The following is a 15,439-nucleotide window of genomic DNA, read 5'->3' on the forward strand; positions in this document are numbered from 1 at the left end:
CTAATAATAAGATAATGAACATAATCTTGGGTATTATTACTGAAAATAACAAAAAGAATAAAATACCTATAGATAGCAATGAAATAACAATATCCTTCATTGCAACATTAAATAGCCGCGCAATAAATTTAATAGTATATTTTATGGTTTTATAAAATATTTCCAGTATTTTTGCTAATATATCGACCAATATATCCACCAGCATCATCCCTTGTAAAAAACATTTATGAAATAACTCTTAATTTTTCATCGAATAAATAATTTTACATCTTACATACGATTATCAATCGGTTGCAAAGGCATTGATTCCGGATTATTAGCAATCATTTTTGCCATTTTTTCAATCGGATCTGTTCTTAAGATATATAAACGTTTCAGGGAAAATGGGTTATCACCCAGCTTTACTTTGCCTTGTATCGTGGTAACAGCCAAATGAAACCCGGCTTGTTCAGCCGCTTTCATTGCTTTTGGATTGTATCCACCAAAAGGATATGAAAGATAAAGCACATGGGGGTTAAATTGTGATAGTGCTCGTCTGGAGCGTTCAAAATCATACAAAATAGTATGATATGACCGGCTGAATAATATAGGTTGCTTATTTTTCCCCAAGCGATGCAAAAAGTGGGTATGGGATTGAAAATCAAACACATCCTGCATGGTATATAATTCAGAGAGGCTGGTAAATTGCAGACTATTAGGATCCCATTTCTGCGGGTAACGTTTAATACGAGATGAAATAATAAAGAATGTCGCTTTCTGCTTGTTTTCTTTCAAAATTGGGTAAGCATAACGATACACAGACTTCAAGCCATCATCAAAAGTCAAACCAACCACTTTTGCTGGCAAATTAATGGTGCCATTTATATAACCTTCCAATTCATATAATGAAATTGTGGTGTAACCTGCTTGCTTCAAATAAGCCATCTGCTCACGAAAGGCAGTCAGAGATGTCGTTGTTGAGGTATGGAGAAAACGTTTATTCTCTTTATCCTGCAAAATATGATGATAGGTTAATAAGGGAATCCCATTATCCAATTCAGCATCCTGATCACTAATGTAGCCTAATCGATCACCCACATTAATTTCATACCAAGTATGACGTGAAGGATCTTGTAACTTACTTACAATCGGGTAACGGAGGTTCGCCATCAAAACACCAACTGGCTCGCTATCAATTTCAGGTGTGCTATAGATTTTGGCTTCTTTAAAAACAACCAAATTTTGGGTAACTTTTTTATGAAGAATATTGAAGGGATCTGCGGGAAACGCCGATTTTTTTATTTTCTTTAAATGTTCTTTGGCAATATAGCCAGTGCCATTACCAAAATGAAACGCATAATAATCTTTATCTTCTCCTTCTTCTTCAAACACCTTCAGGCTTTGCCTTTTCTTTAATACACCAGCCTTGATAACGTGTTCACCGATCCAGGCATAAATTTCACTGTCTCTGGTCGCCTCCATGTAGTGATAGTCAGGCAAGTCATGGTGCTGCGCTAAAGCAGGATAGGAAAAACATAATACAAGTGGCAAGAAAATTATTGCAATAACATGAACGATTCGTCTCATTTTAATTTTCCATCCAATAAAAAATGCCCTCTACCAAGAGAGGGCATTTCACGATTAGCCATACCTATGTATGCTACGCATCACGATATTAGTCGTTATTGCTGCTGCTACCGAAACCTGCATTCAACAATTCAGCAAGGTTTGCAGTGGCTTCGTCAACGCTAACTTGTGGTGCTTCAACCACTTCGTTTGCTTGACGACGGCGGATGCGATCCTGATGGTAAGCATAACCTGTACCAGCAGGGATCAGACGACCAACGATAACGTTCTCTTTCAGGCCACGCAGTTCATCACGTTTACCTGCAACGGCTGCTTCAGTCAGTACGCGGGTTGTTTCCTGGAACGACGCCGCAGAGATGAAGGATTCTGTTGCCAGTGATGCCTTGGTGATACCCAACAGATCACGGTGGAAAGTCGCCGGTACTTTACCATCCAATTCCAACTTACGGTTTGCAACTTTAACGCGCGCGTATTCAACCTGTTCGCCTTCGAGGAATTCAGAACTACCTGAGTTCGCGATGGTAACTTTACGCAGCATCTGACGAACGATAACTTCAATGTGTTTATCGTTAATCTTAACGCCTTGCAGACGGTAAACTTCCTGTACTTCGTTAGTGATGTAACGAGCAACCGCGTGAACACCACGCAGGCGCAGAATGTCATGTGGAGATTCTGGGCCATCGGAGATCACGTCACCGCGTTCAACAACTTCACCTTCGAATACGTTGAGCTGACGCCATTTAGGGATCATCTCTTCGTAAGCATCGCCACCATCCAGTGGGCTGATAACCAGACGACGTTTGCCTTTAGTTTCTTTACCGAAGGAAACAATACCGCTGATTTCTGCCAGGATAGCTGGCTCTTTCGGACGACGAGCTTCGAACAGGTCCGCAACACGTGGCAGACCACCGGTGATATCTTTAGTACCGCCGGATTCTTGAGGAATACGCGCTAACGTATCACCCGCAGAGATGGACATGCCATCTTCCAGCTGAACAATCGCTTTACCCGGCAGGAAGTACTGAGCAGGCATATCTGTACCTGAGATCAGAACATCGTTACCCTGAGCATCAACGATTTTCAGTGACGGACGCAGGTCTTTACCGCTACCGGTACGCTCTGCACTATCCAGAACCACCAGTGAAGACAGGCCGGTCAGTTCGTCCGTCTGACGGGTAATGGTCTGGCCATCAACCATGTCGTAGAACTGAATGATACCGGATACTTCACTCACAACTGGCATGGTATGTGGATCCCAGTTCGCAACGGTTTCGCCGCCGGTTACTGTCTCACCATCACCTTTAGCCAATACCGAGCCGTAAGGGACTTTATAGCTTTCTTTAGTACGACCGAAATCGTCGATCAGGCGCAATTCGGTATTACGGGAAGTAATAACCAGTTTGCCCGCTGAGTTAGTCACGAATTTCGCGTTGGTCAGTTTCAAGTGACCTTTGTTACGTACCTGAATGCTGGATTCTGCTGCCGCACGAGATGCCGCACCACCGATGTGGAACGTACGCATCGTCAACTGTGTACCCGGCTCACCGATTGACTGTGCCGCGATAACACCAACTGCTTCACCTTTGTTGATGCGATGACCACGAGCAAGGTCGCGACCGTAACAGTTCGCACAAACACCAAAGTCAGTTTCACAGCTTACTACGGAACGTACTTTCACGCTGTCAACGGAGTTTTCTTCTAACAGATCACACCATTTTTCATTCAGCAGTGTATTACGTGCAACCAGAATGTCCGCTGTGCCTGGCTTCAGAACGTCTTCAGCAGTCACACGACCCAATACGCGCTCACGCAGTGGTTCTTTAACGTCGCCACCTTCGATAACCGGAGTCATCAGGATACCGTTGTGAGTACCACAGTCGTCTTCAGTCACAACCAAGTCTTGGGCAACGTCAACCAGACGACGAGTCAGGTAACCGGAGTTCGCGGTTTTCAATGCGGTATCCGCAAGACCTTTACGAGCACCGTGGGTTGAGATGAAGTACTGGAGTACGTTCAGACCTTCACGGAAGTTCGCGGTAATCGGGGTTTCGATGATGGAGCCATCTGGTGTTGCCATCAAGCCACGCATACCCGCCAACTGACGGATCTGAGCAGCGGAACCACGCGCACCAGAGTCGGCCATCATAAAGATGTTGTTGAAAGAAACTTGCTGTTCTTCTTCACCGTTACGGTTAATAACAGTTTCAGTAGACAGGTTTTCCATCATCGCCTTAGCAACACGTTCGTTCGCCGCAGCCCAGATATCGATAACCTTGTTATAGCGTTCGCCAGCAGTTACCAGACCTGATTGGAACTGTTCCTGAATTTCAGCCACTTCCGCTTCTGCTTCCGCGATGATGCCTTCTTTCTTCTCAGGAATAACCATGTCGTCGATACCTACGGATACCCCTGAACGAGCAGCGTAAGCAAAACCGGTATACATGGTCTGGTCAGCCAAAATAACCGTTGGTTTCAGGCCCAGTACGCGGTAACAGGTATTCAGCATTCTGGAGATTGCTTTTTTACCCAGCGCCTGGTTAATCAGTGAGAATGGCAGACCTCTCGGTACGATCATCCACAGGATGGCACGACCGACAGTTGTATCAACCAGCCCTGTATTAACGGTGATATTGCCTTCGCCATCTTTCACTTCTTCAGTGATACGGACTTTGACGCGAGCGTGCAAAGAAGCCAGACCTGCGCGGTAAACACGCTCTGCTTCTTTAGGGCCGCTCAGAACCATGCCTTCGCCTTTCGCGTTAACACAGTCACGAGTCATATAGTACAGACCCAATACAACGTCCTGAGATGGAACGATGATTGGTTCACCGCTCGCCGGAGACAGGATGTTGTTGGTAGACATCATCAGCGCACGCGCTTCCAACTGGGCTTCCAGTGTCAACGGTACGTGAACAGCCATCTGGTCACCATCGAAGTCGGCGTTATAAGCCGCACACACGAGTGGGTGCAACTGGATCGCTTTACCTTCGATCAGAACAGGTTCAAATGCCTGAATACCCAAACGGTGAAGGGTCGGTGCACGGTTCAGCAGAACCGGGTGCTCACGGATCACTTCATCCAGGATATCCCATACGACGGCTTCTTCACGCTCAACCATTTTCTTGGCGGCTTTGATAGTCGTCGCCAGGCCACGCAGCTCCAGCTTGCCGTAGATGAATGGCTTGAACAGCTCCAGTGCCATCTTCTTAGGAAGACCACACTGATGCAAACGCAGGTATGGGCCTACGGTAATTACGGAACGGCCTGAGTAGTCAACACGTTTACCCAGCAGGTTCTGACGGAAACGACCCTGTTTACCCTTGATCATGTCTGCCAAGGATTTCAGAGGACGCTTATTGGAACCCGTAATCGCACGACCGCGACGACCGTTGTCCAGCAAGGCATCAACCGCTTCCTGCAACATACGTTTTTCGTTACGTACGATGATGTCTGGCGCAGCCAGATCCAGCAGGCGTTTCAGACGGTTGTTACGGTTAATAACGCGACGATACAGATCGTTCAGGTCTGAAGTTGCGAAACGACCGCCATCCAGTGGAACCAGTGGACGCAGATCCGGTGGCAGAACTGGCAGAACGGTCAGAACCATCCACTCTGGTTTGTTGCCAGACTGAATGAACGCTTCCAGCAGTTTAATACGCTTGGTCAGCTTCTTACGCTTGGTTTCAGAGTTGGTTTCGTTCAGCTCTTCGCGCAAGGTTTCACATTCGTTTTCCAGATCGATGCTTTTCAGCAAAGATTGGATAGCTTCTGCACCCATTTTTGCGTCGAATTCATCACCGAACTCTTCCAAGGCATCCAGATACTGTTCTTCAGTCAGAATCTGGCTACGCTCAAGGCTGGTCATGCCGCCTTCAACAACCACATAGGATTCGAAGTACAGTACGCGTTCAATATCGCGCAGAGGCATATCCAGCAACAAACCGATACGGGATGGCAGAGATTTCAGGAACCAGATGTGAGCGGTTGGAGATGCCAGCTCGATGTGACCCATACGATCACGACGAACTTTAGTCTGGGTTACTTCAACGCCACATTTCTCACAAATCACACCACGGTGTTTCAAACGCTTGTATTTACCACACAAGCATTCGTAATCTTTGACTGGTCCGAAAATACGCGCACAGAAAAGACCGTCACGTTCAGGTTTGAACGTACGGTAGTTAATAGTTTCCGGCTTTTTTACTTCCCCGAATGACCACGAACGGATCATATCTGGAGAGGCCAGAGCAATTTTGATCGCATCAAACTCTTCGGTCTTGGTTTGCGCTTTCAGAAACTTCAATAAGTCTTTCACGAAATAGCTCCTGTCGGAGTTAGACCTGTTAGGTGAGTGGCCCATGCCACTCCCCTCTATAACCAGTATAACCACTGGCTGGTAAACCGCCCGACCGTATGTTTCTACATACGGCCGGACAGTACCAGCGGGAAAACAATTTATTCGTCTTCCAGCTCGATGTTGATACCCAACGAACGGATCTCTTTCAGCAATACGTTGAAAGATTCCGGCATGCCTGGTTCCATCTGGTGGTTACCATCCACGATGTTTTTATACATCTTGGTACGACCATTAACATCGTCGGATTTAACGGTGAGCATTTCTTGCAGGGTGTACGCAGCACCGTATGCTTCCAATGCCCACACTTCCATCTCACCGAAGCGCTGACCACCGAACTGTGCCTTACCACCCAGCGGCTGCTGAGTAACCAGACTATAAGAACCGGTGGAACGGGCGTGCATCTTGTCATCAACCAAGTGGTTCAATTTCAGCATGTACATGTAACCAACGGTTACTTGACGCTCGAATTGTTCACCAGTACGGCCGTCGAACAGTGTGATCTGACCAGAAGTCGGCAAGCCACCCAATTTCAGCAGCTCTTTGATTTCGGTTTCTTTAGCACCGTCAAAGACTGGTGTTGCGATTGGCATACCTTTTCTCAGGTTTTCTGCCAGACGCATCACTTCTTCGTCAGAGAAGGTATTTAAGTCAACTTTCTGACGAGTATCGTCACCCAGATCATAAGCTTTCTGGATAAATTCACGCAGCTTGGCAACTTCTTGCTGTTGTTTCAGCATTGCATTGATCTTGTCACCAATGCCTTTCGCCGCCATACCCAAGTGAGTTTCCAGAATCTGACCGATGTTCATACGTGATGGTACGCCCAGCGGGTTCAGTACGATGTCAACAGGAGTACCATTTTCATCGTAAGGCATGTCTTCGATCGGGTTGATCTTGGAGATAACACCCTTGTTACCGTGACGACCTGCCATCTTGTCACCAGGCTGGATTTGACGTTTCACCGCCAAATACACTTTGACAATTTTCAGTACGCCCGGTGCCAGATCGTCACCTTGTGTGATCTTACGACGTTTAGCATCCAGTTTTTTCTCGAACTCTGCTTTCAGTTCGTCATACTGTTCTGCCAACTGCTCCAGCTGATTTTGTTTTTCTTCATCAGCCAGACCCAGTTCCAACCAACGTTGACGAGGCAGTTTGCTGAGTTTTTCTGCTTCAATACCACCTGCAACCAGTACAGAGTGAATACGAGCAAACAAGCCAGCTTCGAAAATTTGCAGTTCTTCTGTCAGGTCTTTCTTCGCCTCACGCAACTGCATCTCTTCGATTTCTAACGCACGCTTGTCTTTTTCTACGCCATCACGGGTAAAGACCTGTACGTCGATAACAGTACCGGAAACGCCGTTTGGTACGCGCAGAGAAGAGTCTTTAACATCAGACGCTTTCTCACCGAAGATCGCACGCAGCAGTTTTTCTTCTGGAGTCAGCTGAGTTTCACCTTTCGGCGTCACTTTACCAACCAGAATGTCACCGCCTTTCACTTCTGCACCGATATAAACGATACCGGATTCGTCCAGCTTAGACAGCGCAGCTTCACCCACGTTAGGGATGTCAGCCGTAATCTCTTCAGGCCCCAGTTTGGTGTCACGGGACACGCAAGCCAGTTCTTGAATGTGAATCGTTGTGAAACGGTCTTCCTGAACAACACGTTCAGATACGAGGATGGAGTCCTCGAAGTTATAACCATTCCATGGCATGAACGCCACGCGCATGTTCTGACCCAGCGCCAATTCACCCAAGTCGGTGGATGGGCCATCAGCCAGTACGTCACCACGCTCTACCAGCTCGCCCAGAGAAACACATGGCATCTGATTGATACAGGTGTTCTGGTTAGAACGGGTATATTTGGTCAGGTTATAGATATCAATGCCCGCTTCACCTGCGTACATTTCATCTTCGTTAACCTTGATAACGATACGAGATGCGTCAACGTACTGAACCATACCACCGCGTTTAGCAACAGAGGTTACACCAGAGTCAACTGCTACCGCGCGCTCCATACCTGTTCCGACCAGCGGCTTGTCAGCGCGCAGTGTTGGAACCGCCTGACGTTGCATGTTCGCACCCATCAATGCACGGTTGGCGTCATCGTGTTCAAGGAATGGGATCAGGGATGCACCGACGGACACGATCTGTTGTGTCGAAACGTCCATGTATTGAACCTGATCACGGTTGAACAAGCTGGATTCATCGTAATGACGGCAAGTTACCAATTCTTCAACGAAGTGGCCTTCTTCATCTAATACGGTGTTAGCCTGTGCAATAACGTAGTTACCTTCTTCGATCGCAGACAGGTAGTGAATTTCATCGGTCACTACACCATCACGAACCAAGCGGTAAGGGGTTTCAAGGAAACCATACTCATTGGTACGCGCATAAACGGACAATGAGTTAATCAAACCGATGTTTGGACCTTCAGGCGTTTCGATTGGACATACACGACCGTAGTGAGTTGGGTGTACGTCTCGAACTTCAAAGCCTGCACGTTCACGAGTCAAACCACCTGGACCCAACGCAGAAATACGGCGTTTGTGGGTAATTTCCGACAGTGGGTTGTTCTGGTCCATGAACTGGGATAGCTGGCTGGAACCAAAGAACTCTTTCACCGCCGCAGAAATTGGCTTGGCGTTGATCATGTCCTGTGGCATTAAAGTATCCAGATCGCCCAGAGACAGACGCTCTTTCACAGCACGTTCTACACGAACTAAGCCAACGCGGAACTGGTTTTCAGCCATTTCACCGACAGAACGGATACGACGGTTGCCCAAGTGGTCGATATCATCGACTTCACCTTTACCGTTACGGATATCAATGAGCTTCTTCATCACGTCAATGATGTCTTCTTTGCTCAGGATACCGGAACCTTCAATCTGATCGCGATCCAAAGAACGGTTGAACTTCATACGACCAACCGCAGACAGATCATAACGATCTTCAGAGAAGAACAGGTTCTCAAACAGATTTTCTGCGGCTTCTCTTGTTGGTGGTTCACCCGGACGCATCATGCGATAGATTTCAACCAGGGCGCTCAGGCGATCGTTGGTTGGGTCAACACGCAGAGTTTCGGAAATGTATGCACCGTGATCCAGATCGTTGGTAAACAGGGTCTCGATAGATTTGTGACCAGACTGACTCAGACGCGCCAGAAGATCCAAAGAGAGTTCCATGTTAGCCACACAGATGATTTCACCTGTGTTCTGGTCGATGTAGTCTTTTGCTACAACTTTACCCGCGATATATTCGACAGGCACCTCAATGCGGTCTACCTGATCTTTTTCTAACTGGCGGATATGACGAGCAGTAATACGACGGCCTTTTTCAACATAGATCTTGCCGTTCGCTTCAATATCAAATGAAGCGGTCTCGCCACGCAGACGTTCTGGAACCAGCGTCATCTGCAATTTGTTGTCGCGAATTTCGAAAACAGTTTTGTTGAAGAACAGATTCAGGATGTCTTCAGTAGAGTAATCCATCGCGCGCAGAATAATCGAAGCCGGCAGTTTACGGCGGCGGTCGATACGCACAAACAGGTTATCTTTTGGATCGAATTCGAAGTCCAGCCATGAACCACGGTAAGGGATGATACGTGCATTATACAGTACCTTACCGGATGAATGGGTTTTACCCTTATCGCTGTCAAAGAAAACGCCTGGGCTACGGTGTAACTGAGATACGATAACGCGCTCAGTACCGTTGATAACGAAAGTACCGTTATCAGTCATGAGTGGAATTTCACCCATGTAGACTTCTTGTTCTTTGATGTCTTTGACTGTGCCTTCTGGCGCTTCGCGCTCATAGATCACCAGACGCAGTTTAACGCGCAGCGGTGCGGAGAAAGTCACACCACGGATCTGGCATTCTTTAACATCAAAAACAGGTTCGCCAAGACGGTAGCTTACATATTGCAGCTCAGAATTGCCGCTGTAACTCTGAATTGGGAACACAGAACGGAAGGCCGCTTCCAGTCCATTCTGGCCTTCAGGATCTTGCTCGATAAACTTCTGGAACGAGTCAAGTTGGATAGAAAGAAGGTATGGCACATCCAAAACTTGTGGACGTTTACCAAAATCCTTACGAATACGTTTTTTCTCGGTATAGGAGTAAACCATAGGGTTCCTCAGCTCGCTGACAAGTGACCCACTCTGTCCGCCCTTAAGGACAGCACGCTGCAACACTATTTTTTTCGAACAGAAAATAGAATATTTTCCGTAATACCCATTACTATTACTCTTAAATCATTTCATTGCGTTACCTTACTACCGAGCTACCCGAGTGGATCGTAGCTGAGAACGCAGTATATTAAGTCGTCAATAGGAAGAAGTATTTTGGGTTAATTAGTAGCCAAACAGTGTGAAATGCTACTAACTCCCTACAGCGCAAAAAGGCTGGCGATTAAAAAATCGCCAGCCGCCAGCCTTAAAAAATCAGGCTGCGAACTTCAAACTGATCTTACTTGATCTCAACAGAAGCACCTGCTTCTTCCAGAGATTTTTTCAGAGCTTCAGCGTCGTCTTTGCTGATGGCTTCTTTCAGTGCTGCTGGTGCGCTTTCAACCAGGTCTTTAGCTTCTTTCAGACCCAGGCCAGTTGCGCCACGTACTGCTTTGATTACAGCAACTTTGTTTGCGCCAACGCCAGTCAGGATTACGTCGAATTCAGTTTTTTCTTCAACTGCTTCAGCAGCGCCACCAACTACAGCAACAGCTGCAGCAGCAGAAACGCCGAATTTCTCTTCCATCATGCTGATCAGTTCAACAACGTCCATTACAGACATTTCTGCAACTGCGTCCAGAATTTGTTCTTTAGTGATAGACATAACAATGTGTTCCTAAAATTCAGAAAAAGTTTATACGTTAAAAAGCAACGAAGGAAATAGGCTATTAAGCAGCTTCTTTCTGATCGCGTAGTGCAGCCAGAGTGCGAACCAGTTTGCCTGCAGAGGCTTCTTTCATGGTTGCCATCAGGCGTGCGATTGCTTCATCGTAAGTTGGGAGTGTTGCCAGACGATCGATATTTGATCCTGGGATGAACTCACCTTCAAAGGCTGCTGCTTTAATCTCGAATGCTGGGTTCGCTTTCGCGAAATCTTTGAACAGACGAGCTGCTGCGCCCGGATGTTCGTTAGAAAAAGCAATCAAGGTTGGACCAACAAACGCTTCTTTCAGGCACTCGAACTCAGTACCTTCAACAGCGCGACGCATCAGGGTGTTACGAACAACACGCATGTAAACGCCAGCTTCGCGACCTGCTTTACGCAGTTCAGTCATTTTATCTACGGTAACGCCACGAGAATCCGCAACAACCGCAGACAGCGCGCCTTTGGCTACTTCGCTGACTTCAGCAACAATCGCTTGTTTGTCTTGAAGATTTAGTGCCATTAGCTTCTTGCTCCTGGATTAACCGGGAAAACCCGGAACTCACTTCACTCAAGGCACAAAATGTGCCTGAGCGCTAAAACACGGTGAGCAGAATCCAGAAAATAAATTTCATTTGGCTCTGTCACCGTCTACGCAGGATATTAAGTAAGTAAATTATTTCTACGTACTTACGCCTGCGGTCTTGGACGGGGCTTGGATTAGGGCCAAGCTCCAACCGAAAACTTGTTATTTGCCGATATTACCTTATTTTTCAAAAGCTGTGTGTCGTTACACACCCTATCAGGCAAATTTTAAGCGTCAGATTTTAGACAAATCTGACGCTAAGGTAAAGCGTTATTCTCAGCTTAAATAATTAAACTGAAGCGTTCAGACCAGACTGGTCGATCGCAACACCTGCACCCATGGTAGTGGACAGGCTAACTTTCTTGATGTAAACGCCTTTAGCAGAAGATGGCTTAGCTTTTTTCAGCGCAACCAGCAGAGCTTCCAGGTTTTCTCTCAGTTTGTCAGCTTCGAAGTCAACTTTACCGATGGTAGTGTGGATGATACCGTTCTTGTCGTTACGGTAACGAACCTGACCTGCTTTAGCGTTTTGTACAGCTTCAGCAACGTTAGGAGTTACAGTACCCACTTTCGGGTTTGGCATCAGACCACGTGGGCCCAGGATTTGGCCCAGTTGGCCAACAACGCGCATTGCATCTGGAGATGCGATAACTACGTCGAAGTCCATCTCGCCTTTCTTAATCATCTCAGCCAGATCTTCCATACCTACCAGTTCAGCGCCAGCAGCTTTAGCCGCTTCAGCGTTTGCACCCTGGGTAAATACAGCAACACGTACTGAACGACCGGTACCGTGTGGCAGTACAGTTGCGCCACGAACGTTTTGGTCAGATTTACGAGCATCGATGCCAAGATTAACAGCTACGTCAACGCTTTCTACGAACTTAGCAGTAGCCAGTTCTTTCAGCAGAGTAACAGCTTCGTTGATTTCGTATTGTTTAGTTGCATCAACTTTTTCACGGATAGTGCGCATGCGCTTGGTCAGTTTAGCCATTGATTAACCCTCCACTACCAGGCCCATGGAACGAGCAGTACCTTCGATTGAACGCATCATCGCGTCAACGTCAGCACCAGTCATGTCCGCAGCTTTAGTTTCAGCAATTTCACGAATTTGAGCGCTGGTTACTTTACCAACTTTCTCTTTGTTCGGTTTACCAGAACCAGATTTGATGCCTGCTGCTTTTTTCAGCAGAACAGCCGCCGGTGGGGTTTTGGTAACGAAAGTGAAAGAACGGTCTGCGTAAACAGTAATAACAACTGGAATTGGCAGGCCTTTTTCAATGCTTTCAGTTTTAGCATTGAACGCTTTACAGAATTCCATGATGTTAACACCCTGTTGACCCAGAGCTGGACCAACTGGTGGGCTTGGGTTAGCCATACCCGCTGCAACTTGCAGCTTAACGTAGGCTTGTACTTTCTTAGCCATCTATATTTCCTCTATGTGGGTCTTATCGCCTCAAAATGAGGCTCCCCTGACGATTTAGGCCCCGTCAAAAGACCAGGCCACTTAAAACATTACCTTGTTTATCCAGAAAGCATCATCTAAAAATAATGCCTGGATAAAAAACAAAAGGCGCGAAATTGTATGCTAATTTCACACCCTTTGCAAGCGAGCCCGCTTATTTAAGCATCAAATCAGGCTTTCTCTACCTGACTGAAATCCAGCTCGACTGGTGTAGCACGACCGAAGATAGAAACCGAAACTTTCAAGCGGCTCTTCTCGTAATCGACTTCTTCCACTACACCATTGAAGTCTGCAAACGGGCCATCGCTGACACGAACCATTTCGCCTGGTTCGAACAACGTTTTTGGCCGTGGCTTATCACCAACTTGCTGAAGACGATTCATAATCGCATCAACTTCTTTATCGCTAATTGGTGCCGGACGGTCAGACGTGCCGCCGATAAAACCCATTACGCGAGGTACACTACGAACCAAATGCCAAGTTGCATCGTTCATTACCATCTGTACCAAGACATAACCGGGGAAGAATTTACGTTCGCTTTTACGGCGTTGGCCACTGCGGATCTCAACAACTTCTTCTGTCGGCACCATGACTTCACCGAAAGAATCTTCCATATCCTGTAATTTGATATGCTCACGCAGAGATTGAGCGACACGACCTTCAAACCCAGAAAATGCCTGTATGACATACCAACGCTTTTTTGGGGATTCAGACATTTTTTAAAACCTCAGGCCTGTAATAAATGAAACTAAACGCACCAGAATACCATCCAATCCCCACAAAATCAGGGACATGACAGCCGTTACAGCCGCAACAATCAGAGTTGTATGCAGCGCTTCCTGGCGAGTTGGCCAAATGACTTTCCGCATTTCAATGCGGGCTTCACGGGCAAATGCTAACGCAGATTTACCTTTCACAGTCCACAATGCAGCTGCTCCTGCAAGGGCAACAATAGCAACGACGGCTATCGCGCGCAGAGGCAGGTTATACTCTCGGTAATAATAATTACCCACAATAGCAACCACCAGCAGCACTGCTACCAATAGCCATTTTGCTATATCAAGACCACGCCCGCTTTCTTGAGCATCGCTATTTGCACTCATAAACCAACCTGTAACTCTATGTAAGTAACTATGATGAAAATAGATAGCCAGCTTGCCTCGCAAGAGCAAAACAAATCAGACCGAAACCAAAGATAATTGTAATTGTATCTGACTCGGCGCCATAATTCAGTAGGACTTTCGTATCATTATGATCTTTAAGCCCATCCGTTGTATCAGAGCCTATCTCACCAATAGTTAAGAATAGCAATCAAATGACGATTTATCTTGCCATTAGACAATTATTAATGAACAACTATTGATGAGATAGGTTCTTCTTAAGACAATGTTCTAAAACTTAGTCCTAAGACAACGTATAAAAAGGGCATCTGTCGATGCCCTTCCAAATGAACACATTAAAAAAATTATGCGATCACTTTAGCAACAACACCAGCGCCTACAGTACGGCCGCCTTCACGGATTGCGAAACGCAGACCTTCGTCCATTGCGATTGGAGCAATCAGGTTAACTACCATGTTGATGTTGTCACCTGGCATTACCATCTCTACGCCTTCTGGCAGTTCGATAGTACCGGTTACGTCAGTTGTACGGAAGTAGAACTGTGGACGGTAACCCTTGAAGAATGGAGTATGACGGCCACCTTCATCTTTGCTCAGGATGTACACTTCAGATTCGAACTGAGTGTGTGGGTGGATAGAACCTGGCTTCGCCAGAACCTGACCACGCTCAACGTCATCACGCTTAGTACCACGCAGCAGAACACCCACGTTCTCACCCGCACGGCCTTCGTCCAGCAGTTTGCGGAACATTTCAACGCCAGTACAAGTTGTTTTAGTGGTTTCTTTGATACCAACGATTTCGACTTCGTCACCCACTTTAACGATACCACGCTCTACACGACCGGTAACTACGGTACCACGGCCGGAGATGGAGAATACGTCTTCGATTGGCAGCAGGAATGGCTTGTCAATGTCACGCTCTGGTTCTGGGATGTAGTTATCCAGTGCTTCAGCCAGTTCGATGATTTTCGCTTCCCACTCTGCTTCGCCTTCCAGCGCTTTCAGAGCAGAACCACGGATGATTGGCGTGTCGTCGCCTGGGAAATCGTACTGAGACAGCAGCTCACGTACTTCCATTTCTACCAGTTCCAGCAGCTCTTCATCATCAACCATGTCACATTTGTTCAGGAATACGATGATGTATGGAACGCCTACCTGACGACCCAGCAGGATGTGCTCACGAGTCTGTGGCATTGGGCCATCAGTTGCAGCAACAACCAGGATCGCACCGTCCATCTGAGCAGCACCGGTGATCATGTTTTTCACGTAATCGGCGTGGCCTGGGCAGTCAACGTGCGCGTAGTGGCGAGTTGGGGTATCGTATTCTACGTGAGAAGTAGAGATGGTGATACCACGTGCTTTTTCTTCTGGTGCGTTATCGATCTGATCGAATGCACGAGCGCTACCGCCGTAAGTTTTCGCCAGAACAGTGGTGATTGCAGCAGTCAGGGTAGTTTTACCGTGGTCAACGTGGCC

10 protein-coding genes are annotated in these 15,439 nt (G+C 46.9%); all 10 read right to left on the bottom strand.

What is annotated here, in order from left to right:
* Positions 1-270 precede the first annotated feature (270 nt).
* Entirely contained in the window at positions 271-1,566 is a 1,296-nt protein-coding gene (locus AB204_RS06300; protein ID WP_047962533.1) for a polysaccharide deacetylase family protein, read from the bottom strand.
* 88 nt (positions 1,567-1,654) lie between these two features.
* Positions 1,655-5,881: a DNA-directed RNA polymerase subunit beta' gene (rpoC, locus tag AB204_RS06305; protein WP_047962534.1), complete on the bottom strand. Its 4,227-nt coding sequence runs from the start codon at positions 5,879-5,881 to the stop codon at positions 1,655-1,657.
* 140 nt (positions 5,882-6,021) lie between these two features.
* Entirely contained in the window at positions 6,022-10,050 is a 4,029-nt protein-coding gene (gene rpoB, locus AB204_RS06310) for a DNA-directed RNA polymerase subunit beta (protein ID WP_047962535.1), read from the bottom strand.
* Positions 10,051-10,390: 340 nt separating this feature from the next.
* A complete protein-coding gene (gene rplL / locus AB204_RS06315) occupies positions 10,391-10,756 on the bottom strand; it encodes a 50S ribosomal protein L7/L12 (protein WP_045959641.1) in 366 nt (121 codons plus the stop codon).
* 64 nt (positions 10,757-10,820) lie between these two features.
* Positions 10,821-11,318, bottom strand: a complete 498-nt coding sequence (gene rplJ / locus AB204_RS06320; protein ID WP_047962536.1) for a 50S ribosomal protein L10 — start codon at positions 11,316-11,318, stop codon at positions 10,821-10,823.
* Positions 11,319-11,670: 352 nt separating this feature from the next.
* Complete coding sequence (gene rplA / locus AB204_RS06325) at positions 11,671-12,372, bottom strand: 50S ribosomal protein L1 (protein ID WP_047962537.1); 702 nt, start codon at positions 12,370-12,372, stop codon at positions 11,671-11,673.
* 3 nt (positions 12,373-12,375) lie between these two features.
* The gene (rplK, locus tag AB204_RS06330; protein ID WP_038260747.1) at positions 12,376-12,804 is read right to left on the bottom strand and encodes a 50S ribosomal protein L11; all 429 of its coding nucleotides are present in this window, start codon (positions 12,802-12,804) and stop codon (positions 12,376-12,378) included.
* 209 nt (positions 12,805-13,013) lie between these two features.
* On the bottom strand, positions 13,014-13,559 hold the full coding sequence (gene nusG / locus AB204_RS06335; protein ID WP_047962538.1) for a transcription termination/antitermination protein NusG: 546 nt from the start codon (positions 13,557-13,559) through the stop codon (positions 13,014-13,016).
* 3 nt (positions 13,560-13,562) lie between these two features.
* A complete protein-coding gene (gene secE, locus AB204_RS06340) occupies positions 13,563-13,946 on the bottom strand; it encodes a preprotein translocase subunit SecE (protein ID WP_047962539.1) in 384 nt (127 codons plus the stop codon).
* A gap of 362 nt (positions 13,947-14,308) precedes the next feature.
* On the bottom strand, positions 14,309-15,439 hold a 1,131-nt coding region (gene tuf, locus AB204_RS06345), incomplete at its 5' end, for an elongation factor Tu (RefSeq protein WP_047962540.1).

The organism is Xenorhabdus khoisanae, assembly GCF_001037465.1.
Classification (GTDB): domain Bacteria; phylum Pseudomonadota; class Gammaproteobacteria; order Enterobacterales; family Enterobacteriaceae; genus Xenorhabdus; species Xenorhabdus khoisanae.

Excerpts from the sequence above, each read along its gene's own strand:
- rpoB (WP_047962535.1), bottom strand. The coding sequence starts at position 10,050 with ATGGTTTACTCCTATACCGAGAAAAAACGTATTCGTAAGGATTTTGGT.
- rplJ (WP_047962536.1), bottom strand. The coding sequence starts at position 11,318 with ATGGCACTAAATCTTCAAGACAAACAAGCGATTGTTGCTGAAGTCAGC.
- rplA (WP_047962537.1), bottom strand. The coding sequence starts at position 12,372 with ATGGCTAAACTGACCAAGCGCATGCGCACTATCCGTGAAAAAGTTGAT.
- secE (WP_047962539.1), bottom strand. The coding sequence starts at position 13,946 with ATGAGTGCAAATAGCGATGCTCAAGAAAGCGGGCGTGGTCTTGATATA.
- AB204_RS06300 (WP_047962533.1), bottom strand. The coding sequence starts at position 1,566 with ATGAGACGAATCGTTCATGTTATTGCAATAATTTTCTTGCCACTTGTA.
- rplL (WP_045959641.1), bottom strand. The coding sequence starts at position 10,756 with ATGTCTATCACTAAAGAACAAATTCTGGACGCAGTTGCAGAAATGTCT.
- nusG (WP_047962538.1), bottom strand. The coding sequence starts at position 13,559 with ATGTCTGAATCCCCAAAAAAGCGTTGGTATGTCATACAGGCATTTTCT.
- rplK (WP_038260747.1), bottom strand. The coding sequence starts at position 12,804 with ATGGCTAAGAAAGTACAAGCCTACGTTAAGCTGCAAGTTGCAGCGGGT.